The organism is Martelella mediterranea (genome assembly GCF_021021415.1).
Lineage (GTDB): Bacteria > Pseudomonadota > Alphaproteobacteria > Rhizobiales > Rhizobiaceae > Martelella > Martelella mediterranea_C.
Genome location: NZ_JAINWJ010000051.1, coordinates 41,859 through 63,247, shown reverse-complemented (window position 1 = coordinate 63,247; position 21,389 = coordinate 41,859). Strand labels below are relative to the sequence as shown.

General features: G+C 58.6%; 21 protein-coding genes and 1 pseudogene. 12 read left to right on the top strand and 10 right to left on the bottom strand.

The window, feature by feature from the left end:
• Nucleotides 1-320: 320 nt before the first annotated feature.
• Nucleotides 321-1,303, bottom strand: a pseudogene (gene galE, locus K7H91_RS21780) (UDP-glucose 4-epimerase GalE).
• A gap of 93 nt (nt 1,304-1,396) precedes the next feature.
• Between galE and K7H91_RS21775 the strand changes: the two are divergent.
• Complete coding sequence (locus tag K7H91_RS21775) at nt 1,397-2,413, top strand: IS110 family transposase (protein WP_230722305.1); 1,017 nt, start codon at nt 1,397-1,399, stop codon at nt 2,411-2,413.
• An 811-nt stretch (nt 2,414-3,224) separates the two neighbouring features.
• Here K7H91_RS21775 and K7H91_RS21770 read toward each other — a convergent pair.
• From K7H91_RS21770 to iolE, 7 genes are all read right to left on the bottom strand, one after another.
• Complete coding sequence (locus tag K7H91_RS21770) at nt 3,225-4,013, bottom strand: ATP-binding cassette domain-containing protein (RefSeq protein ID WP_230722304.1); 789 nt, start codon at nt 4,011-4,013, stop codon at nt 3,225-3,227.
• 2 nt (nt 4,014-4,015) lie between these two features.
• Nucleotides 4,016-5,158, bottom strand: a complete 1,143-nt coding sequence (locus tag K7H91_RS21765) for an ABC transporter permease (RefSeq protein ID WP_230722303.1) — start codon at nt 5,156-5,158, stop codon at nt 4,016-4,018.
• Nucleotides 5,159-5,222: 64 nt separating this feature from the next.
• Nucleotides 5,223-6,143 carry a sugar ABC transporter substrate-binding protein gene (locus K7H91_RS21760; RefSeq protein WP_230722302.1) on the bottom strand — a complete coding sequence of 307 codons (921 nt, stop codon included), beginning with the start codon at nt 6,141-6,143 and terminating at the stop codon, nt 5,223-5,225.
• A gap of 54 nt (nt 6,144-6,197) precedes the next feature.
• Nucleotides 6,198-6,983, bottom strand: a complete 786-nt coding sequence (locus K7H91_RS21755; protein ID WP_230722301.1) for an SDR family oxidoreductase — start codon at nt 6,981-6,983, stop codon at nt 6,198-6,200.
• 2 nt (nt 6,984-6,985) lie between these two features.
• Complete coding sequence (locus K7H91_RS21750; RefSeq protein ID WP_230722300.1) at nt 6,986-7,999, bottom strand: Gfo/Idh/MocA family oxidoreductase; 1,014 nt, start codon at nt 7,997-7,999, stop codon at nt 6,986-6,988.
• 1 nt (nt 8,000) lies between these two features.
• Complete coding sequence (locus K7H91_RS21745; protein ID WP_230722299.1) at nt 8,001-9,173, bottom strand: Gfo/Idh/MocA family protein; 1,173 nt, start codon at nt 9,171-9,173, stop codon at nt 8,001-8,003.
• A 22-nt stretch (nt 9,174-9,195) separates the two neighbouring features.
• On the bottom strand, nt 9,196-10,122 hold the full coding sequence (iolE, locus tag K7H91_RS21740) for a myo-inosose-2 dehydratase (RefSeq protein WP_230722298.1): 927 nt from the start codon (nt 10,120-10,122) through the stop codon (nt 9,196-9,198).
• 113 nt (nt 10,123-10,235) lie between these two features.
• Here iolE and K7H91_RS21735 point away from each other — a divergent pair, with 113 nt between their 5' ends.
• The 3 genes from K7H91_RS21735 to K7H91_RS21725 all read left to right on the top strand — a co-directional run bounded on the left by K7H91_RS21735 (nt 10,236) and on the right by K7H91_RS21725 (nt 12,068).
• Entirely contained in the window at nt 10,236-11,261 is a 1,026-nt protein-coding gene (locus K7H91_RS21735; RefSeq protein WP_330166033.1) for a LacI family DNA-binding transcriptional regulator, read from the top strand.
• Nucleotides 11,262-11,521: 260 nt separating this feature from the next.
• Entirely contained in the window at nt 11,522-11,767 is a 246-nt protein-coding gene (locus tag K7H91_RS21730; RefSeq protein ID WP_230722297.1) for a type II toxin-antitoxin system ParD family antitoxin, read from the top strand.
• Complete coding sequence (locus K7H91_RS21725) at nt 11,754-12,068, top strand: type II toxin-antitoxin system RelE/ParE family toxin (RefSeq protein ID WP_230722296.1); 315 nt, start codon at nt 11,754-11,756, stop codon at nt 12,066-12,068. Before K7H91_RS21730 ends, K7H91_RS21725 begins: the two co-directional genes overlap by 14 nt.
• Nucleotides 12,069-12,203: 135 nt before the next feature.
• On the opposite strand, the gene K7H91_RS21720 is transcribed toward K7H91_RS21725, so the two are convergent.
• Complete coding sequence (locus tag K7H91_RS21720; RefSeq protein ID WP_230722295.1) at nt 12,204-12,500, bottom strand: hypothetical protein; 297 nt, start codon at nt 12,498-12,500, stop codon at nt 12,204-12,206.
• 332 nt (nt 12,501-12,832) lie between these two features.
• On the opposite strand from K7H91_RS21720, the gene K7H91_RS21715 reads away from it, so the two are divergent.
• The 3 genes from K7H91_RS21715 to K7H91_RS21705 all read left to right on the top strand — a co-directional run bounded on the left by K7H91_RS21715 (nt 12,833) and on the right by K7H91_RS21705 (nt 15,631).
• On the top strand, nt 12,833-13,570 hold the full coding sequence (locus K7H91_RS21715) for a uracil-DNA glycosylase family protein (RefSeq protein ID WP_230722294.1): 738 nt from the start codon (nt 12,833-12,835) through the stop codon (nt 13,568-13,570).
• Between the two features lie 151 nt (nt 13,571-13,721).
• Nucleotides 13,722-14,843 carry a glycosyltransferase family 4 protein gene (locus tag K7H91_RS21710; RefSeq protein ID WP_230722293.1) on the top strand — a complete coding sequence of 374 codons (1,122 nt, stop codon included), beginning with the start codon at nt 13,722-13,724 and terminating at the stop codon, nt 14,841-14,843.
• Nucleotides 14,844-14,848: 5 nt separating this feature from the next.
• Nucleotides 14,849-15,631, top strand: coding sequence for a YdcF family protein (locus tag K7H91_RS21705; protein ID WP_230722292.1), 783 nt, complete (start codon nt 14,849-14,851; stop codon nt 15,629-15,631).
• A gap of 12 nt (nt 15,632-15,643) precedes the next feature.
• Here the strand turns inward: K7H91_RS21705 and nusG are convergent, their stop codons facing one another.
• Nucleotides 15,644-16,150 (bottom strand): transcription termination/antitermination protein NusG, encoded by a 507-nt coding sequence (nusG, locus tag K7H91_RS21700; RefSeq protein ID WP_230722291.1) that lies wholly within the window; start codon nt 16,148-16,150, stop codon nt 15,644-15,646.
• 354 nt (nt 16,151-16,504) lie between these two features.
• Here nusG and K7H91_RS21695 point away from each other — a divergent pair, with 354 nt between their 5' ends.
• The 5 genes from K7H91_RS21695 (at nt 16,505) to K7H91_RS21675 (ending at nt 21,387) form a co-directional block, all read left to right on the top strand.
• On the top strand, nt 16,505-16,873 hold the full coding sequence (locus K7H91_RS21695) for a MarR family EPS-associated transcriptional regulator (protein ID WP_230722290.1): 369 nt from the start codon (nt 16,505-16,507) through the stop codon (nt 16,871-16,873).
• A 24-nt stretch (nt 16,874-16,897) separates the two neighbouring features.
• A complete protein-coding gene (locus tag K7H91_RS21690; protein WP_230722289.1) occupies nt 16,898-17,908 on the top strand; it encodes an NAD-dependent epimerase/dehydratase family protein in 1,011 nt (336 codons plus the stop codon).
• A complete protein-coding gene (tviB, locus tag K7H91_RS21685; RefSeq protein WP_230722288.1) occupies nt 17,905-19,179 on the top strand; it encodes a Vi polysaccharide biosynthesis UDP-N-acetylglucosamine C-6 dehydrogenase TviB in 1,275 nt (424 codons plus the stop codon). The genes K7H91_RS21690 and tviB overlap by 4 nt, the downstream gene beginning before the upstream one ends.
• Complete coding sequence (locus tag K7H91_RS21680; protein ID WP_230722287.1) at nt 19,176-19,955, top strand: ABC transporter transmembrane domain-containing protein; 780 nt, start codon at nt 19,176-19,178, stop codon at nt 19,953-19,955. The genes tviB and K7H91_RS21680 overlap by 4 nt, the downstream gene beginning before the upstream one ends.
• 340 nt (nt 19,956-20,295) lie before the next feature.
• Entirely contained in the window at nt 20,296-21,387 is a 1,092-nt protein-coding gene (locus K7H91_RS21675) for a glycosyltransferase (RefSeq protein WP_230722306.1), read from the top strand.
• Nucleotides 21,388-21,389: the final 2 nt, after the last annotated feature.

The window sequence follows — 21,389 nt, the reverse complement described above, 5'->3', positions numbered from 1 at the left end:
TTATCCTAGCTGTGCAGATTTCCCGAGCCACCTCTAACCGCTGGAGGCACTGGTGAAGCGTTATTGATTTGTTTGGCTGGGGAACCTGGAGCCTCAGTCAACTCAAGGCCAAAAATAAGTCATTGAAATAAAATAGCTAAAACAGACGGCAGGCTGGCGTGTTACAGCTTTGTGCAACATAAATGCGACGCAAGATCGATGCAATGGCAAATGCCACGCTGGCAAGCTGCTCCCCGATAAAATGCGCCTTCCCGACGCTTCGACCTGCTCGCTGCGGGACGCGCCCCTGATCTTGTGAAGACACCGGGCGGTGTCGGCTCTCACGCCGAATAGCCGTTGGTCTGATACCAGCGCCAGGCATCTTCAATCATGTGCCGAAGCGTGGAACGTTGCGGTATCCATCCCAGCTCCACTTCGGCTCTTCGGCTGCCAGACACCAGCATCGCGCTATCGCCAGCGCGGCGTGGGCCGAGGCGATGGGGAACCTGAAGGCCCGTCGCGGCCTCGCACTCGGCGATGACTTCCTTGACTGAAAAGCCTGACCCCGTTCCCAGATTGAACACCCGGTTGACGTTTCCTTCGAGCATCAATTCCAGCCCTTTGATGTGGGCATCGACAAGGTCCATTACATGGACATAATCACGCACGCAGGTGCCGTCGGGCGTCGGATAATCCGTGCCGAAAACGGTCAAAGCATCACGCTTGCCAGCGGCGGCTTGAATAATCAGCGGGATAAGGTGAGTTTCAGGCTGATGCCATTCTCCGATCTCGGCATCGGGGTCGGCGCCGGCCACGTTGAAATACCGAAATACCACGGCGTTCAGGCCATGGCTGAGCCTGAAGTCGCGCAGGACCTCTTCCACTGCTCGCTTGGAAGAGCCATAGGCATTGAGAGGGATCTGGCCGCTTTGCTCATCGAGCACCACGCCATCCTGGTCGCCATAGGTCGCGCAAGTCGACGAAAAAACGATATGCTTGCAGCCAGCATCGACCATGGCCTCAAACAGGTTGAGCGAGCCCAGAACATTGTTGCGCCAGTAGCGGCCCGGTTCGCGGCTGGCTTCTCCCACCTGACTAAGCGCTGCAAAATGCATCACCGCAACAGGTTGGTATTCGACAAAGGCCGCGTCCAGCGCCTCACGATCCAAAAGGTCACCCTGTACAAAAGGACCGAACTTCACGGCTTCCGCCCAGCCGGTGATCAGGTTGTCGAAAGTCACCGAATATAGCCCTGTCGGGCCAGCAGCTTGCAGGCATGGGAGCCGATATAACCGGCTCCGCCGGTGACCAGGACGTGCGTCATGAATTATACTGAACTGATGCGGTGGATGCCCCCCACCCAGCGGCATCGGGTATACCAAGACGGTTCTATATTCACCGAGCGGAGGGCGCATCAATGACATCGAAGATCAGCATTCTGGCAATCGACTTGGCAAAAGGTAGCTTTCAGGTTTGTGCGGTCGGATCTGACGGGACGGTTCTGTATAATCGGGCACTGTCTCGGAACCGGTTGGCGACGCTTCTGGGCGAGCAGCCGGCCTGTGTCGTCGCTATGGAGGCATGCGCCACGTCGCATCACTGGGGCCGGATGGCGCAGTCTCACGGTCATGAAGTGCGTCTGGTGCCGGCGGCGTATGTGAAACCGTTCGTCAAGCGCCAGAAGAATGACCGCGCGGACGCGGAGGCTATCGCCGAGGCGGCCATGCGTCCCACCATGCGTTTCGTGGCAGTGAAGAGTGCAGAAACCCAAGGCCGTGCTGTGGCGTTCCGCACCCACCAATGTTTGGTCCGGCAGCGCACGCAGCTCATCAACGCGCTGCGCGGCCATCTGGCCGAATTCGGGCTGGTAGCGCCGAAGGGACCGGCGAGCCTGAAACTACTCGAGAATGCGTTAGCGGACGAGAGCAGCGACCTGCCTGACCCGGTTCGGGAGATGGGGGCGGTCTATCTCGAGCAGATCACGCGGCTGAGCGACGTGATCGAACGGCTGGCAAACGAGTTGGAAGATGCATCGAAGACAGATTGTGAGTTGCGGCGGCTTTGCACCATCCCCGGGATCGGCCCCGTGACGGCAGGCGCCGTGGCGGCGTTTGCGCCCGACCTCGACACTTTTGACAGTGGGCGGAACTTTGCGGCCTGGCTGGGTCTGGTCCCACGGCAGAGGTCCACGGGGGGCAAGGCCAGGCTGGGGTCGGTCAGCAAGATGGGACAGACCGATATCCGCCGACTGCTAATCGTCGGAGCGATGAGCGTGATCCGGTGGGTCGTCCGGAAAGGCGGCAGTTCGAATCGCTGGCTCGCTGCTCTCGTGGCACGCAAGCCCAGGATGGTCGCGGCCGTTGCGCTGGCGAATAAAATGGCCCGAATGATCTGGGCCATGTCGACCAAGCAAGAGGATTATCGAATGGCGTGACCTGAAACCGAAAAGGAAAAAGGCACGACATGGCCGCAAGGCCGGGGTGAGCGATCGACGAGGAGTACGCGACACGGACTTCGAAGTTCAAGGCAGGGAAATTCAGACCCGGGGCTCGAGCGCTTGCAGCTCTCTGAACCGATGTGAACCCAGCTTTCCGAACAGCATACCGGCCCGTGGCGTCATCGAAGGCCACAATCTGAGGCCTGACACACGTCCGATCGAAGACCCCGCCGAAAAATCGAAGATAAAGCTTGCCAAACAGGGGGCAATACCCCTCAAAATTCACCTGTTACAAAGTCCAGCGAAAAAGTCGACTCCAGCTTCTCCCTCGACGCGCTGAAAGAGACGGAAAGATAAGGCGACGCCGCCTGCCGCCAAGTTTCATTCAGCTCCGATTAGAGACTGCGCAAGAAGAGGATATCGTGCGAGCCGCCTGCGCAACAGCCTCTCTTTCCGTCACCAGTCGCACCGCTTCCGTTTTAAACTCCCGGCTGAAGTTACGTCTCGGATTAGCCCATCTCCAGTTTCGTGGTCACGATCTTATCTTCATGACCACGAAACCGGCAGCAGCTCAAAGACATCCGCGGTGAGGCGCGTATTATTGAGTGGGCTTTCGGCATCTGTCCGAGCGCGTTGATGGAAGCCGTTGCACTTCTCCCCAAGGATATCGAAACTCAAACCGGTTGATGAACCGGGCTCGGAACTTCATAGCCGTTTGAGATTTTTGCAACAGAGCCGCATGCGATGCGAGCCTTCCATTTCCCACACGCCCTTCAGCCGTCCAGAAATGCCTGGTTTTCGGCGCAGCTCAATCTGCGGTGACTGCAGCCAGTTCCTTTTCCAGATCCCGGATCTCGGCCCCGCCCGCCATCAGCCGGCGAATCTCGTCATGTTCGAGATCGTTCTTGTCGCCGCACCCGATCACCTCTCCAAGAGCCAGGAAAGTGAAGCTGTCGGCGACCAGCTGCGAGTGTATCTCGTTGTGGGTGATGAAGATGATCGCGATATCGCCCTTGGCGCGTACCTTCATCATCGTTTTTAGGACGCTCATCTGCTGCTTCTGGCCCAGCGCCGATGTCGGCTCGTCGAGAATCAGCACCTTGGCGCCGAAATAGATCGCCCGCGCGATCGCCAGCGTCTGGCGCTGGCCGCCCGACATGGTGCCGACCGCCTGACGGGGATCGGAAATGTCGATGCCGATCTTTTTCATCTCGGCGTGGGTAATCTCGTCCATGGTCTTCATGTCGAGAAGCCCGAAGGGCCGCACGCCCCTGTAAAGCTCCCGCCCCAGAAAGAAATTGCGCGTGACGCTCATTAGCGGATTGATCGCCAGATCCTGATAGACCGTGCCAATGCCGGCAGCAGCGGCATCGCGCGGCGAATTGAAGACGACTTCCTTGCCCTCGACATAGATTCTGCCCTCGGTTGGCTTGTGGACGCCCGACAGGATGCGGATTAGGGTCGACTTGCCGGCCCCGTTATCGCCCAGCAACGCCAGCACCTGGCCCTTCCTGACCTCGATATCGATGCCGTTGAGCGCGGTGAAGGGGCCGAACCGCTTGACCAGCCCTTCCGTTCTGATGATGGGATCGGCCATGATCACAATCCTCCCGTGATGCGCTTGCGAACGTTCTCGTTCAGGAACACGGCGGTCAGCAGCACGACGCCCACAAAAACGCGATAGTACGAACCGTCGATGGACGGAATGAAGAACACGGCATTGGCCACGAGGCCGAAGGTAATGGCTCCGAAGACCACTCCCAGCACCGAGCCGAAACCGCCGGTCATCAACGTGCCGCCGACCACGGCGATAGCGATGGCCTCAAGCTCCTTGAGATTGCCCTTGGCAGCGTCCGCGGTGTTGGTCTCGAAGACCTGACAGGCGGCAAACAGCGTGGCGCAGAAAGCGGTGAACATGAACAGCGAAATCCTCACCTTGTCGACCGGCACGCCGTTGGCGCGCGCGCTTTCGGCATTGTCGCCCGTGGCGAAAATCCAGTTGCCGGCCTGGGTGCGTGACAGAACGACATAGGCCACGACGACGACGATGAGCCACCAGAGAACCCGCGCGTCGAAACCATAGACCCACTGATTGCCCGCGCGGTTGAGATTTCCGCCCAGCATGAACCAGAAATCATAGAACCAGCCGAAGACTTCGCCGCCGAAAAGGTTAGCGAACCAGCTGGTTTCCTTGAAATCGGGCAGACCGGAAATCTGGGTGGACTTGTTGATGATTCGGAAGCACACCTCGGTCAGGCCCCGGAGAAAGAACAAAAACGCCAGCGTAACGATGAAGCTCGACAGTCGCGAGCGCACAACGATGTTGCCGATCAGCCAGCCGATCGCCAGCGTCATGACAAGCGTCAGGGCGAAGGCGGTCAGCGGGGTGGCCGGACCAAGGCCAAAAGGCAGCCCCCATTTCAGCATCATCGACATCGACATGCCCGCGAACCCGATCATGGATCCGATGGACAGGTCGAAGTCTCCCGCGATCATCAATAGGCACGCGCCGGTAGCGATGATTCCGAATTGCGCGATGATCGAAAAATTGTTTTTCAGCCCGAGCGGGTTGAAGGCGTTGCCGTTGCTCGCAATGGCAATCGCGATGATCACCACGACCATCACCACAAAGGATCCGATCTCGGGATGTCGAACCAGGGCGGAAAGCCGGCTCCCCTTTTGAAGCCGGTCCGCCTCTGTGCGTCCGGAACTCGATGTTGTCGGTGTTGTTGAATTGGTCATTTTTCCCTACCGATCTCCGACCGAAGGGCTGATCGGCCCTTCGGTGGAAATTCGCCATCTCGTGTCAGCGGTACGTACCGGCCTGCTCGCGCACGGCGCTCGCATTGGCCTGATCCACGAAACCCGGTCCCGACGGCACGTCGATTGGCGGCACCATGCCGGACCGGGTGTTGTAGAGATTGAGGAAAATCACCCCGAGATATCCCTGCAGATAAGGCTGCTGGTCGATGGTGAAATCAACCTTGCCTTCCTCGATAAGGTCTATGACTCCGGCGCTGAGGTCGAAGCAGACCAAATTCACATCCGCGGCGCCGACTTCGTCGATTGCCGTGGCCGCAGCCTCGCAGGTATGCGGCGCGACGGCCAGAAGCGTATCCACCTCCGGGTCCGACTGCAAAGCGGCGGCAGTGCGGGTGGTGATCTGCGCGACGTCGTTGGAAACGTCGATCATGTTCAGATCCTGGCCGATGGCATCGAAGAACCCCTCACAGCGGGTCACGAGATCGGTGTTGAAAGCCTCGTGGTTGAGGCATAGCGCGCGACCGATCTCGCCTTTCTCTTCCAGCAGGCGCTCGCCCGCGCCCTGCCCGGCCACCTTCGAACTCTGACCGATATGCATCAGGGCACCGAGCTGTTCGGAATATTCCTCGCCTGCATTGATGGTGATAACGGGGATGCCGGCTTCGGTCGCGTCCGTCACCGCCCCCCCAAGCGCGTCGGGATCGGGCAGTGAAACGATGATGCCGTCGGGCTGGGTCGCGGCGGCGGATTCGATCAGCCTGGCCATGTCGGCCATGTCGCCGGACGGGGCAAAATTGTGCTCGAAATCCGCTCCCACCTGTTCGGCCGCGTCTCGCCCGCCCATTTCAACGATAGGCCAGAACGGGTCAGTGCCCATGGTGTGGGTTATCATGACATAGCGCTCCGCAGAGGCCGCGCACGCCATCGACATCAAAGCCGCCGAGGCTAACAGTAGTTGCTTCATTTCAGTTCTTCTCCCTGGGTTTGTTGCCCCGATCGGGGCCGGTGATCCCGGGGCCTATTCGGGATAGGCTCCCGGGATATTCTGATCGTAGTCGATGAGCGCGCCGGTCATGACGCCCGATTGTTCGCTGAGCAGATAGCTCGCCAGCTCCGCAAGCTGGGACGGCTTGGCCAGTTGCCCCATGGGTTGGCCCGCCTCCGCGCGTTCAAGCCAGCCGTCTGTGGCGCCATGATATTTTCGCTGCGTGCCGTCCTCGCCGGGCGTATCCATCCAGCCCGGCAGGATCGCGTTGCAGTGGATCCTGTCGAAGCGGTGGGCATTGGCCACATTCTTGGTCAGCGTCGCCAGCGCCCCCTTCGAGGAAGAATAGGGCGCGAGATAGGACTGCCCGCAATGGGCGCAGTTTGACAGGATATTGACGATATGGCCGCGTCCGCCTTGGTCGAGACGATGCCGGACGAACCCTTGGATGAGGAAAAAGGGGCCGCGCACATTGGTCGTGAACATCTCGTCGAACAGTTCGGGCGTGGTACTGGTGATCGAACCGCGCGCGCCGAGCGCCGCGGCATTGACCAAAGCGTTCACATCGCCAAAATCCGCCACGGTCCGCTCCACCAGGGCCAGGCATCCGGCCGGATTCTGAAGATCGAGAGACACGAATTTCGCGTCCACGCCGCGGCTGGCGAAATCGTCGACGGCCCTTGCGCCCTTTGCTTCGTTGCGGCCGGTGAGCATCAACCGGGTGCAGCCCTCGTCCGCCAGCCGGCTGGCGATGGCGTGGCCGACGCCCTGAGCGCCGCCTGTGATGATCGCGATCGTATCGGTATGGGGTTGGTTCATGCCTAAAACTCCTGATCGAGGTCGGTCAGATGGATGGTCTTGCCCTGTTTGAGCGAGGCGGTGGCCGCTTCCGCCAGACAGGCGGCCATATGTCCGTCCAGCGCATTCACCGGCATATCGCGCCCTTCCTTCGCACAATCTAGGAACAGCTTGATTTCGGCCGTATAGGACGGACCGTAACGCTCCATAAAGAATTCAAGAATGGGCGCGTCGGCGCCCGGCGCTTCTTTCGTAAAGCTGCGGAATCCCGACTGGCGCGGATTGTCTGACACCACCATGCCGAGGGCGCCGAAGGCTTCGATGCGCTGGTCGAACCCGAAGGCACAGCGGCGCGAATTGAGGATCGTGATGATCGTTCCGTCCTCCGCCAGCATGGTCACGGATGCGGTGTCCACATCACCCAGCCTGCCGATTTCCGGATCGACCACCGAAGTCCCGTGCGCGGTGACCGAAACGATCGGCGCGCCAACTATCGACCGCGCCATATCGAAATCATGGATCATCATGTCCCGAAACAGCCCGCCCGAGCGCGGGATATAGTCCAGATGCGGCGGGAAGGGATCGCGGCTGGTGATGGTCAGTTGCTCAAGCCGCCCGATCCGCCCGGCCTTGACCGCTTCACGCACTGCGGCATGGCCGCGATCGAAGCGCCGGTTAAACCCGAGAAATACCTTGCGCGCCATGTCTTCACCGGCGGTTTCGACAAAGGCTCTGGACTCATCATAGCTGGCCGCCAGCGGCTTTTCGCACAGCACCGGCTTGCCGGTTTTGCCAGCCTCGATCAGCAATTCCACGTGGGTATCCGAAGAGGTGGCGATCATGATGGCATCAACCGCGCCGTCGCCCATGGCTTCGGCGGGAGAGGAGGCAACGCGCGCGCCGGTATCGGCTGCCAGCGCCTCCGCCGCCGCAATCACGGGGTCGTAGATCATCGCCACATGCGCTCCCGCCGCGATGATCGAGGCTGCATGTACACGGGCCATCCGCCCTGCGCCCATGATTGCAATTCCGGTCATCTCACTCTCCTAGGGTAACGCGGCTGCGCTGCGCCACGGATTGCTCCATGGCGGCGATGATGCGCTGGTTCTCATAGCCGAAGGCGAAATCGGGGAAGCAGCGCTCCTGCCCGGCGATCCCGTGAATCAGGTCATGGACTTCAATCACCTTCACGTCGAAATAGCCAAGCCCGCCGCCGGCGAAATCGAAGCCGAAAAAGCCGTTGAACTGCTCGACCTGACTGCCGGCCAGCAGGGTCTTGAAGCCGCGGTCGTGCTTGGGTTCGCTGTAGCGGGCGATCTTCAGCTCGTTGAAGCGTTCGCCATCCATGACGATCGTGCCCTCCGTTCCCGATATCTCCCAGTATATGCCGAAGACCTTGCCTGCGGCGATCCGCGAGCTTTCGATGATGCCTCCAGCGCCATTCGTGAAGCTCACGAGCGCCTGGAACTGATCTTCATTCTCGACTTTCAGCCGCGCGCCCGATGCGTCCGCCGCCGCGCCGTAGCCGGAGCCGCGGCCCTGCGCGGGACGTGCTTCAAAGAATGTCTGCTCCTGACCGACCACGCTTTCAACGCCGCCCATCAGATATTGCGCGACCGATACGACGTGACTGCCCAGATCGCCCAGCGAACCGGATCCCGCCTGCTCACGCGAGCACCGCCAGGACCAGGGCATTTCGGGATCGTTGAAAAAACCCTGATCGAACCAGCCGCGAAACCGTGTCAGCCGACCGATATCGCCGCGATCGATGAGTTTTTTCGCCAGCAGCGCGGCAGGCGTCTTGATATTGTTGAAGGCGACCATCGTCTTGACGCCTCTGGCGCTGGCGGCATCCCTGAGCCTGCGGGCGTCTTCCAGCGTCACCGTCAGCGGTTTTTCGCAGTAGACGTGCTTGCCCGCCTCGATGGCTTCCAGCGCCATGTCGAAATGCATGGCATTCGGCGTGGTGATGTCGATCACGTCAATTTCCGGGTCGGCCAGCATCGTCCGCCAGTTGCCGGTGGAATGGGCAAAGCCGAAACGGGCCGCGGCCGACGCGGCGAGTTCCGCAGTGGCGTCCGCCAGCGTGTGGAGCACCGGCTGCAACGGCAGATCGCGATAGAGCAGCCCTGCCCTGTGAAAGGCATCGGCATGGGCCTGGCCCATGAAGCCGGAGCCGATCAGCCCGATATTCAAAGTCTTCCTAGTCATTCTAAACTCCGAAAGAACGGTTTCACACCGTTTCGCGGTTGAGGATTGTATCGCTGACGAAGCGGAAGGCGCGGCTCGCCGTTTCAGCCGGCGGCGCCTTGGCCGGATCCTGCTCGGCCTCGACAACCAGCCAGCCGTCGTAAACGCCGCTGGCAAGAAAGCGGGCGAGTGGATCGAAATCGACGGCGCCGTCACCGGGAATGGAGAACATTCCCATCCGCACGCCATCATTGAAGCTGATGCCTTCAGCGCGGACCTGCTGCATGACATCCGCCCGCACGTCCTTGAGATGAATGTGCCGGATCCGCTGCGCATATTTATCAAGCAAAAGCGCATAATCGAAGCCGCCTGCGTAAGCGTGTCCGGTATCCAGCAAGAGGGAAACGGCTGGGCCGGTATTGTCCATCACGGCGCAGACTTCATTCAGCGATTCGGCGACCATCATGAGGTGGTGGTGATAGACCAGGACCAGGCCCCATTCATCGCGCAGCTTTTCGGCAAATTCGGTCAGGCGGGCGCCATAGGCCGCCATGTCCTCCGCCGTCAGCGTCAGCCGGGCGGACAGCGGCACGTCGAGCGCTTCGTCGGCCATATGGCCGCATTCGCCGTAAACCATCACCGCAGCGCCCAGCGCCTTCAGCCTGTCCGCGTGCTCGCGCACCGCCTCCAGTTCCTCGGTCACGCTCCGCTCCGCCAGGAAACCGCTGTACCAGCCGGAAACAAATTCAAGGCCGCGCGCTGAAAGCAGAGCCGCAAGATCATCCGCATCCTCGGGAAAGGCGCGGCTCATCTCCACGCCGGAAAAACCCGCCGCCCGCGCCTCGGCCAAGATCGCATCGGCGGAGACATCGCGGCCAAGATCTTCCAGAACCTCATTGACCCACGACAGCGGGCTTACTCCAAGACGGATGCTGCGGAGGGCAGTCCGCGCGGCGGCATTATTCGACATCAATTCCTCCCGTAGCCGGCAATGTCTCTTCAGACCTGCGGCAGGTTGTTTATACATGCAGGATTTCCATCTTTGAACTTGCAAAAATGATGGCTTTCCATCATTTTTGAACAATGAGCAGAAAAACCACCCTGGAAGAGATCGCGAAGGCGGCCGGCCTGAGCATTGCAACGGTCGATCGCGTCGTGAACCGGAGAGGCGGGGTCTCGCCTAAATCCGAAGCGAAGGTTCTCGATTGGGCCCGACGCCTTGATCTCGACCGTAAAATCTTCAGAGCCCATGCCGCGACGCTGCGCATCGCGGTCCTTCTTCCATCGCCGGACAACCCCTTCTTCGCGGCAATGAGGGATGCGTTTTCCGCGCTGGAAGGGCACGGCGACGGTTTCAGAATCCGCTGTTTCATCCATGATATCGACCCGATCGATTCCGCAAGGATCGTGAAGCGCATCCATGACCTGTCCGAACAATATGACGGCATCGTCATCTGCTGCCCGGATCATCCGGATGTATCGTGCTGTCTTGCGGCTGTGAGCAAGCGCATACCGATCGTGACCCTCGTCAGCGATCTGCCCGCCTCGGGCAGGCTGGCCTATGTCGGCCCGGACAACAGACGCATAGGCCGGGCCGCCGGCGAACTGATGGGCCGTTTCATCGGGCGCGACGGAGGCAAGGTTCTCGTATTGCTGGGCTATCACCGGATTATCGGCCATCAGGAACGCGAGATGGGTTTCCGCGCCGTCCTGCGCGAACGCTTTCCCGGCCTGAGCCTTCTGGATATCGCCGAGAGCGAAGAAAACAGCGCGCGGGCGGCATCGCTCGTCAGACGTGCGCTTGAAACAAGTGAAGACGTGCGCGGCATTTACAACGTGTCAGCCGGGAACTATCGAATCGCGAAGACCCTCGAGGAACTCGGAAAAACCGGCGATGTAGTGTTCATCACCCACGAACTCACGCCGCTTCGCTGCGAACTGCTGCGAAAGGGCATTCTCGATGCTGTGATCGACCAGAATCCGCGCCTTGAAGCCAGCAAATCGCTGGAGATTCTTGCGGCCCACTTCAAGCGCGCGGAACAGCCGAACGTCCCCGAAGCCTTCACCGCATTCGAGATTTTCCTGCGCGAAAATTGCCCGAATCTCTAAGTGTCTGTCCAAGAATGGGCTATCGGTGAGTGTCGCTGCTGCAGGTAGAGCGTCTATATCTCGATTTCCAGTGTCATTCGGAGTGGCACCGGGCCCCACATGCTTCAAATATTCCAAAGACTTATCGTGAAAATAGGTCGAGAAAAACGCTCATGCATACCCCCAAATGCGGGTTTGTGGTTATGTTGCGCTGATCCTTGCTAAATTTTTTTGACAATCTTTGTCATTTTTGATATTCTCTTAGGTAAGGAGATCGAACAATGGCAACCATGAATGTTTCGCTGCCTGACCCGATGAAGGCTTGGGTTGAAGCCCAAACAAGCGACGGCCGTTATAGCAATGCGAGCGATTACGTCCGCGACCTGATCCGCAAAGACCAGGAGCGACACACGGCCGTCAAAACACTGCAGGCTGCAATCACCGAAGGCATCGAAAGCGGCGAGCCGCAGGCTTTTGACCATACGGCCTTTAAGTTGCGAATGCGCGAGCGTCATGCCATCAAGTAAGCTGCAATATCGGCTTACACCAAAAGCCTTTGAGGATTTAGACGAAGTTTGGAGATACACGGCCGAAAACTGGTCACTCGATCAAGCGGATCATTATATTGACGGTCTGGCTCAAGCGTTTGACATGATCGCGTCCATGCCATTACTTGCGCGGGAGCGCATAGAGTTTGATCCGCCCATCCGTGTCCACCATCACCAAAGCCATTTGGTGATCTACACCATCAACAAAAACCAAATAGATATCATCCGTATCCTTGGCGGGCGGCAAGACTGGCAAGTGATCTTACGCGCCACCGAATAATAAAACACAAATTTTGGCGTGTGGTTATGGTTTGTCATATGTGGAACGACCCGCCTGACAAGGGCTTTTTTTCAGACGTTGGATCACGCTGGAACGGTGCGGTCGATCCATTTATTCAGTTTGGCATACCGACGTTTAAGGCTTCCGAGCAATATGGGCGAGGATGCCCAAAACAACCGAGCCGAGCACCAGATAAATTCCCCTTGTCACCATTTCTGCGGTCGTGCCCCCATAGCGCCGCTCAAAAAAGGCTTGGGCTTGAGCCAAAGCCTCGGGGTCATCAATGGGCAACATAGAGCCAAGTACGAACCCCATTCCAAGGGAGATCACTCCGAATGTTAGCCCCAGCCACGCTAGGAATGATCCGATGCGGACAAAGAACATGGTTTTCTCGATTTCTGCTGCGACGCAAAGCCTGATCCAGTCTATCAAATATCAACCAGAGGAAACAAATACTACTGCTGTCGGTATCCACGCGGAACTGAGCCGGTTAGGCGCATAAGGTCACGCTGGATCAGTTCTCAGTGGCAATCAACATCATGTCTAAGGCCTCCTGTGCGATGCGGTAATTTAATACCGCCAACCTCGCTAAGCGAAAACCCGGCTTTCGGACCACTCAATGACCGATAATCAGGGCACAGGAAAAACGACGTATTAATATTCCTGAGCGTTTCCTATTTTGCCAAGCGTTGTAATAAGAGGGGAGACGCACATAACCCTACTTACGATGCGTTGGCAGGGACAAAGATGACATGGAGGCACACATGAGAGAAGTTCCAGATTTCAACAAAGACCGGTGGCGGGAATTCATTTCTTCGCAGGAGGCCCTGTTCAGATCATCGGTTTTTGACCATCTGGCGAACTATTTCGAAGACAACCTCTACAGGGCCGACAGAGCGGGTGACGTAATGCCCGTCATCTCTCCGAATGACTTCAACTGCCCCGGTCTTGAGATTATCCAGGGTTTGCCGGCCGGTTATGACATGCCGTGCTTGATTACTGACGGAAAGCCGGAAAAGGGTTATCTGTTTTTCTGCGCACAGGACCCTTTGCGGAATTGGCAAAAGCACGCTGCCCTGACGGTCAGTACACCTTTCGGCATCGATAATGCCAAGTTCCGCAACAGCTACAAAAACTATGGTGCTTTCTGGGAGCTCATACTGCGGTTTGTGAAAGCCGGCTACGGGGTTTGGGTCACTGACGCACGAAAAGTATGGACACCTGATTATGGGCGCGCTGATGCTCTCGCGCCGGTTTTTGCGGAAGTTCTGGAACGAGAGATAGAACTTGTCGCACCGGCAAAAATCTTTGCTTTCGGCGGCCAAGCCTATCGGTCCTTTGTCAAAACCTCCGCTTTCGAGCGCGTTATCGGCGTTCAGCACCCCTCTTACAGGGCAAAAGCAAGCTGGAAATACGAAGGCGCTACCAGAGAATATCCAGACAGCCCACAAGGCCGACTCGAGGCAACCGTCGACCGATATATCAGAGCCATGGAAACCTGACAGCGATAAAGACTGATGGTGCGGCAAGCCGACATTGCGGAGCTGATCAGCATCTTGCTACGCCGAGGATTGATGCCAAGTTGGCGACCCCATTACCTGTCGGCAGGATAAAAGACCGAAACCTAACTTGCACGTATCGAGGAGCGCCCCCTTGCACATCCTGATGACGGTGAACGCCGCATGGAATATCTGGAATTTTCGGCGCCCTCTCGTCGAGGCGCTCCAGGCTGACGGGCATCGCATCACAGTCCTGGCGCCGCCCGATGGATCGGTGGACGACCTTAAGCGGATCGGCTGTCGGTTTCTCCCGCTCAAGATGAGCGTCAAGGGCCTCAATCCAGTCCGCGACCTGGAACTGCAATACAGGCTGAAGCGGATATTTCAGGAAGAGCGCCCCGACGCCATCCTCAGCTTCACGATCAAGAACAATATTTTCGGGGCCCGAGCGGCGCGCGCCGCCGGCGTGCCCTTTATTCCGAATGTCACAGGGCTTGGAACAGCCTTTCTCTCAGGCGGACTGCTGCAGACCATAGCCGAGCAGCTCTATCGAGGGGCGTTTGCCAACCTGCCGATCGTCTTTTTCCAGAATGAGGACGACCGAATCCTGTTTCTCGAGCGGAGGCTGGTGCGGGCTGACCAGACACGGTTGTTGCCCGGCTCCGGCATTGATCTGGTACGCTTTGCTCAAACCGAGATGCCCGCAGCGGATGCACCGCCTGCGTTTTTGATGATTGCCCGGCTTCTGCGCGACAAGGGCGTGATTGAATTCGTTGAGGCCGCTCGGCAGATCAAGATGCGTCACCCGGAGGCAACCTTCCAGCTGCTGGGCGCGGCAGGCTCGGAAAACCGCACCGCGATCGACGCTGCGACTGTTGACGCCTGGGTGGCCGAGGGCGTTGTGGAGTATCTCGGGACCACCAGCGATGTGCGCCCGGCGATAGCTGCTACCTCCTGTGTGGTGCTGCCCTCTTATCGCGAGGGTGCGCCGCGAACATTGATCGAGGCAGCCGCGATGGGACGGCCGCTCATCGGAACCGACGTGCCTGGTTGTCGTGCCGTGATCGACGACAATGCTTCAGGTTTTCTTTGTGAGGCTCGCAATGCAGACAGCCTGGCCACGGCAATGGAACGGTTTCTCGCGCTGTCGCCGGAAGCCCGCGCCGAGATGGGGCAAGCCGGGCGCGCGAAGATGGAACGCGAGTTCGATCAGGCATTGGTCGTCGAAGCCTATCGCAATGCCCTGACGACCGTTATCGGCAACCGGCAAAGTTAGCCCCAATGGATACCGTCTTCTTCATAGCATCAAAGCTGGTGGGCGCGCTCCTGCGGCCCGACACCTGGATCATCATTGCCTTGGCGTGCATCGTGCTTGCCTTGCTGCTGCGGCGCAGACGTATCGCTTTATGGATCAGCGGCGTCAGTCTGGGACTGCTCGTCGCGCTCAGTATTCTACCCCTTGGCGACCTTCTCCTGCAGCCCATCGAACGACGCTACCCGGCTGACCCCAGCCTGGCGAATGTCGACGGCATCATCGTGCTCGGCGGCGGCGAAGACGCACGGGCCAGCGCTTTTTGGGGCCAGCCGCAACTCAACGAAGGCGCGGAGCGCTACACGGCCGCGCTCGCGCTCGCGCGGCGGTTTCCCGACGCCAAAATTCTCTTTACGGGTGGCAGCGGCGCGCTCCGCGACGCCGCCGGCGCCACGACCTCGGAGGCCGAGATTGCCGAGCAGTTCTTTCTCGCACAGGGTTTGGCGCGCGAGCGTCTCTTACTGGAAGACCAATCACGCAATACAGCCGAGAACGCCCGTCTCAGCCTGGCGCTTGCCAACCCCAAGCGCGGAGAAAACTGGGTTCTGATCACCAGCGCCTTCCACCTGCCGCGCGCCATGCGCAGTTTCGAAACCGCCGGCTGGGAAAACCTGGTGGCCTTCCCCGTCGATTATCGCACGTCGGCCTTTGGCGACGGCATTGGCTGGAATCTGACACGGAACCTGGCCGTGCTGAACACCGCGATCCGCGAAAATGTGGGACAGCTGGCCTATTGGCTGAGCGGGCGTTGACCCCGTGTTTCGCTACACCGCCCGAAGTTGGTCGGGCTGCACGGCAACCCGGGTCTGCCCGCCCATAATGTCTATAAGCACCCAGACGCGGCGGTCCGGCGTCACGGATTCGATTGTGGCAATCAGATCCGCGAACGGCCCCTTGGCCATCTTGACCCGATCACCCTTTTTCAAGAGCTTCGACGGCAGCACCACACCCTGCTCATTGCAACGCATCATCAACTGGTCAACGAGACCGGCCGGGACTGGCGTCGGCTCTTTTCCAAGGCTGACAAGCCTCGTGATGCCATAGGTTGAGTTGACCGCGCGCCACCGACCCTGCAGCGTATCAAGGGCCACAAAAAGATAGCCTGGAAACAGCGGCCGCGTTTGGACGGTGAACCTGCTCCCGTTGCGCTTGGCCTCTTCATGCAACGGCAAAAAGGTCTGGAAGCCCTGCCGGGCCAGATTACGCTCGGCAATCTTGTAGCTGTTGGGCTTGAGCTGCGCCAGAAACCAGACCCTGTCGTGATCGCTCATCCATGCCCCCCGTTCAATTTGCGCGAACCATGCCCCCAAAACAGTCCACGTTCAACCAGGAACTTTCCAGAGACCCGACGCCGATGTATGAGGCACGCGATCCGAAACAAAATGGACCGGCGTCTAGCTCGGCTGTGTGCGACACCGCGACGATCAGTTAACGTTGCGCAGGCTTATTGTCACAAAACTCGGCTATCATTTTTGCAGTTCGGGCTTTTCTAAAATAGCGGGCCATGATACCGTTCAAACTTGAACGACCATGTTTGGATCAAGTCAACACATTCATAGCAATGACCCCCCGGGAAGAGCCAAGGGCGCTTCTCGTGCGGTAGCCTGCAAAGAGAACGCAATCTGATGGCCGGTCAGCGCAGCAAAACGCAAGAGGATGTGCGTTTCCGCGTCCTGCGCCTCCTTCAGGAAAATCCCGAAATGTCCCAGCGCGACATCGCAGATGCCGTCGGCATCAGTGTCGGCGGGGTGCACTACTGCCTGAATGCGCTGATTGAAAAGGGAATAGTGAAACTGGGGAACTTCTCCGCCGCGCAAGACAAGCGCCGCTATGCCTATATCCTGACGCCAAAGGGCCTCTCGGAAAAAGCGGCCCTCACATCCCGGTTTCTCAAGCGCAAGATGGAAGAATACGAGGCGCTCAAGGAAGAGATTGATGCGCTTCAAAGCGAGATCGAACTGGGGGCCGGCAAGGCCCCTCCCCCACGCAAGTAACCGCAGACACGGAAAGAGCATTCATTGAAACGCGTTCTCATCACCGGCACGGCTGGCTTTATCGGCTTCCACCTTGCGAAGCTGCTGCTTACCGAAGGCTTCACCATCCACGGCTTCGACGGGATGACCGACTACTATGATGTGGCGCTGAAGCAGCGGCGTCACCAGATGCTTCTGCAAAACCCTAATTTTGCGGCGAGCGAGGGCATGCTTGAGGATCAGGCCTTGTTCGACCGCGTCGCGGATGAGTTCGCGCCCGATGTGATCGTTCACCTCGCCGCCCAGGCCGGCGTGCGCTACAGCCTTGAAAACCCGCGTGCCTACCTCGACAGCAATGTCATCGGCACGTTCAACGTCATGGAAGCCGCACGCCGCCTCGAGGTGCAGCACCTGCTGATGGCCTCGACCTCTTCGGTCTACGGCGCCAATACCGAGATGCCTTTTATCGAAACCGAAAAGGCCGACACCCAGCTGACGATCTATGCGGCGACGAAGAAGGCCAATGAGAGCATGGCGCATGCCTATGCGCATATTCATAACCTGCCGACCACGATGTTCCGCTTCTTCACCGTTTATGGACCGTGGGGCCGGCCGGATCTTGCGCTTTACAAATTCGTGGACGCGATCCTCGATGGACGCCCGATCGATATCTACAATCACGGCGACATGTATCGCGACTTCACCTATGTCGATGATCTGGTCCGCGCCATCAGTCTGCTGATCGACGCCGCGCCGGTGCGCCCCGAAGACGGCATTGTGCCGGAAGGCGACAGCCTTTCGCCCGTGGCCCCTTACCGCGTGGTGAATATCGGCAACTCCGACAAGGTGCGCCTTCTGGATTTCGTCGATGCAATCGAGGACTGCCTCGGGAAAAAGGCCGAGCGGAATTACATGGGCATGCAGACCGGCGATGTGCCGGCAACCTGGGCAAACGCTGAACTCTTGAAGACGCTGACAGGCTACCGGCCACAGACGGACTTCAGGGATGGCATCGCGCGGTTTGTCGAATGGTACAGGGATTATTCGGGAAAATGACATCAGAGCTCAAAACGATCGCCATTATCGGCCTCGGCTATGTCGGCCTGCCGCTTGCTGTCGAGTTTGGCAAGCGCCGCCCGGTGATTGGCTTCGACATCAATCAGGGTCGCATCGATGCGTTGCGCGCGGGCCGCGACAGCACGCTGGAAGTATCGGAAGACGAACTTGGCGAGGCCTCGCACCTGTCGTTCACGGCCGACCCCGCCGATCTCGCCGCGGCAAGCGTCTATATCGTCACCGTGCCGACCCCGATTGACGCGCACAAGCGCCCGGACCTGACCCCGCTGATCAAGGCCTCCGAGACCCTCGGCAGGGTTCTCAAACGCGGCGATATCGTGATCTACGAATCCACCGTGTATCCCGGCGCCACGGAAGAAGACTGCGTGCCGGTGCTGGAACGCATTTCCGGCCTGACCTTCAACAAGGACTTCTTTGCCGGATATTCTCCGGAGCGGATCAATCCCGGCGACAAGACCCACCGCCTGCCCGATATTCGCAAGGTGACATCCGGCTCGACGCCGGAGATCGCCGAAGAGGTCGATCAGCTCTACGCCAGCATCATCACGGCGGGCACTTACAAGGCGGAGAGCATTCGCGTCGCCGAAGCCGCCAAGGTGATCGAGAACACGCAGCGCGACCTGAACATCGCGCTGATCAACGAGTTGGCCATCATCTTCAACAAGATGGGCATCGACACCGAAGCCGTACTGAAGGCGGCCGGCACCAAATGGAACTTCCTGCCCTTCCGGCCGGGCCTGGTCGGCGGCCACTGCATCGGCGTCGATCCGTATTACCTGACCCACAAGGCCGAAGAGATCGGTTACCACCCACAGGTGATCCTCGCCGGTCGGCGCATCAATGACGGCATGGGCGCTTATGTCGCCGGGCAACTGGTCAAGGCCATGCTGAAGCGCCGCATTCAGGTGGATGGCGCGCGGGTGCTGGTCCTGGGCCTGACATTCAAGGAAAACTGCCCGGACCTCAGGAATACCCGCGTGGTCGATGTCGTGCGCGAATTGCAGGATTACGGCATCGAGGTCGACGTACATGACCCTTGGGTCGACCCGACAGAAGTACAACATGAATACGGACTCGAATTGGTTAAAACACCAGAGCTTGAGGCCTATGATGGAGTAATCTTGGCCGTTGCACATCACAACTATCGCGAAACAGGTGCCAAGTCGCTGCGCCGCTACGGACGACTCGACAGCGTGTTTTGCGATCTGAAAAGCGTTTTCACGCGCGGCGAAAGCGATCTGAGACTGTGATCGATTTCACCTCTTGGAAAAAGTGTTGGGCGTTGCTGGACTCGCACGAGCAGCGGAGCGCGTTGATCACACTTGCGGCTGTAAACATCGCAGCCCTATCATCGGCACTGATGGTGGGATCGGTTTTGCCATTCCTATCGGTTCTGTCGAATCCCAACCAGATCGAGCGAATTCCCATACTGGCCTGGGTATATAATGCATTTGGGTTCGAAAATGATTATGCCTTTTTAGTAACACTCGGCTTTGCATCTTTCGCCGTGATATTGGGCACCAGCCTGATTCAGATCGCGAAGACGTACGTCGTCTCGCGATTTGCCATGATGCGGATGCATTCTATCAGCCATCGCCTACTAGTCGCCTATCTACGCCAACCCCACGCCTTCTTCCTCAATCGTCACACGGGCGAGATGGGAACGCGGGTCTTAGCGGAGTCGCAACAGTTGGTGTTGCAGTTTCTGCTTCCGGCGACGGAACTTGTCGCCGCGACGTGTACGGTAGTCGCAATCATCAGCGTGCTTTTGTGGGTCGACCCGATGATAGCGGGAATCTCATTTGGGGTTCTGGGTGGCATCTATGGCGCGACATATGCATTCAGTCGTCGCTTCCTTAAACGATACGGATATGAGCGAGCAGCCGCCAACAGCGAAAGGTTCAGAGTCTCCAATGAGGCCCTCGCCGGGATCAAGGACCGCGGTTCTGGCGAACCCGTGCGACACTTGACTCCTTTTCCCACGTTTCCACAAACGCGTTCGGCAGCCACGTGGCCTACGCCCTAGCGTCAGACTGCACGGCCTCTGTATTTAGTCCAGTGGTCGTGAATGATCCTCGACCGCGCGCAAGCTACCTTGGACTTGACGAGGGATATGTGATCAAAAAGCAGATGGTTCAGTCTGACGCTTGGCTGCGGCAGAACTTCAGCCAGCTGATGGTCTCATGCCCCCAAAACGGGCTACGAGACTCTGCACTGGGACGAGAGTATGTTGGTGCGCCCTATATTTTGAAGCCTGATCGTATACGTGGAGCCGTTGGTTGGGACATTAGGTCCAGCCTAGTTGGCTCATTGCGCCGGATACGACACGCAGTGCCGCGTCTATTACGGCATGGAAAGGATAGACCATTCTAATTTCCATCATCTTACCGGATCTGAGAGGTGGTGGGGCGGAGCGGGTCCATATTGATCTTGCCCACGAATTCTCCAGTGCTGGGCACGACGTGGAGTTCGTCTTGATGAAAGCGCGGGGCGCATTTCTGGATGAGGTACGAAAGAGCTTTTCCGTGGTCGATCTCGACATCCACCGCTTCCGTGCGCTACCTTTTGCTCTCGTCCGCTACCTGCGGCGCCGACGCCCCGCCGCCTTGCTGGCCGCGATGTGGCCACTGACTGCGATCACCCCGTTCGCCGCCCGCATGTCCGGACATCGCTGCAAGGTGCTAGTGTCGGAGCATGGAATGTCGGCAGAATACCGCGATTGGGGTTTGAGGCATCGCGCTTTGCTAAGAATTTCTAGCGGGATAGGCTATCGTCTCGCGCATATCCGGGTCGGTGTCTCTGCCGGACTTATTCAGGATATGGCCAATCTTTCATGGATGAGGCCCGACCGATTTCACGTAATCCATAATCCTGTACCTCTGCGACCTGAGCCATCCGCTTGCGCGATACGCGAAGCAGAGGCACTCTGGTCCGCTCCCACGGGAGCGCGCATTATTACTGTGGGCAGGATTAAGGCAGTCAAAAACCACCCGCTACTTCTGCGTGCTTTCGCGCAGCTTGAGAGGCCAGAAGCTCGTTTGATGTTCGTTGGAGAAGGAGCGGGGCGCGACGCGCTATTGAAGCTTGCAAAAGAGCTGGGCATCGCTGACCGAGTGATCTTCGCGGGTTTTCAATCCGACCCAACACCGTTCTATAAAACGGCAGATTTGTTTGTGCTGACGTCCAACTATGAAGGGTTCGGCAATGTCATTGTCGAGGCTCTAGCTTGCGGCACCCCAGTGGTATCCACTGATTGCCCCTCTGGCCCCGCTGAAATCCTCGATTTCGGCCGATTTGGCCGACTGGTTCCGGTTGGTGATGCTATTTCGTTGACTAGGGCAATTACCGCATCTCTTGACACCCAAGTGGGACGCGACGTTCTTAAGGAACGCGCTGCAGATTTCGCTCCGAGTAAAGCATCAGAAAGATACCTGAGGCTCTTTGAAAGAGGGACGTAGAA

What these genes read in the sequence shown, in the direction of transcription:
- K7H91_RS21775 (WP_230722305.1), top strand. Translation starts at nt 1,397, where the DNA reads ATGACATCGAAGATCAGCATTCTGGCAATCGACTTGGCAAAAGGTAGC.
- K7H91_RS21770 (WP_230722304.1), bottom strand. Translation starts at nt 4,013, where the DNA reads ATGGCCGATCCCATCATCAGAACGGAAGGGCTGGTCAAGCGGTTCGGC.
- K7H91_RS21765 (WP_230722303.1), bottom strand. Translation starts at nt 5,158, where the DNA reads ATGACCAATTCAACAACACCGACAACATCGAGTTCCGGACGCACAGAG.
- K7H91_RS21760 (WP_230722302.1), bottom strand. Translation starts at nt 6,143, where the DNA reads ATGAAGCAACTACTGTTAGCCTCGGCGGCTTTGATGTCGATGGCGTGC.
- K7H91_RS21755 (WP_230722301.1), bottom strand. Translation starts at nt 6,983, where the DNA reads ATGAACCAACCCCATACCGATACGATCGCGATCATCACAGGCGGCGCT.
- K7H91_RS21750 (WP_230722300.1), bottom strand. Translation starts at nt 7,999, where the DNA reads ATGACCGGAATTGCAATCATGGGCGCAGGGCGGATGGCCCGTGTACAT.
- K7H91_RS21745 (WP_230722299.1), bottom strand. Translation starts at nt 9,173, where the DNA reads ATGACTAGGAAGACTTTGAATATCGGGCTGATCGGCTCCGGCTTCATG.
- iolE (WP_230722298.1), bottom strand. Translation starts at nt 10,122, where the DNA reads ATGTCGAATAATGCCGCCGCGCGGACTGCCCTCCGCAGCATCCGTCTT.
- K7H91_RS21735 (WP_330166033.1), top strand. Translation starts at nt 10,236, where the DNA reads ATGAGCAGAAAAACCACCCTGGAAGAGATCGCGAAGGCGGCCGGCCTG.
- K7H91_RS21730 (WP_230722297.1), top strand. Translation starts at nt 11,522, where the DNA reads ATGGCAACCATGAATGTTTCGCTGCCTGACCCGATGAAGGCTTGGGTT.
- K7H91_RS21725 (WP_230722296.1), top strand. Translation starts at nt 11,754, where the DNA reads ATGCCATCAAGTAAGCTGCAATATCGGCTTACACCAAAAGCCTTTGAG.
- K7H91_RS21715 (WP_230722294.1), top strand. Translation starts at nt 12,833, where the DNA reads ATGAGAGAAGTTCCAGATTTCAACAAAGACCGGTGGCGGGAATTCATT.
- K7H91_RS21705 (WP_230722292.1), top strand. Translation starts at nt 14,849, where the DNA reads ATGGATACCGTCTTCTTCATAGCATCAAAGCTGGTGGGCGCGCTCCTG.
- nusG (WP_230722291.1), bottom strand. Translation starts at nt 16,150, where the DNA reads ATGAGCGATCACGACAGGGTCTGGTTTCTGGCGCAGCTCAAGCCCAAC.
- K7H91_RS21695 (WP_230722290.1), top strand. Translation starts at nt 16,505, where the DNA reads ATGGCCGGTCAGCGCAGCAAAACGCAAGAGGATGTGCGTTTCCGCGTC.
- tviB (WP_230722288.1), top strand. Translation starts at nt 17,905, where the DNA reads ATGACATCAGAGCTCAAAACGATCGCCATTATCGGCCTCGGCTATGTC.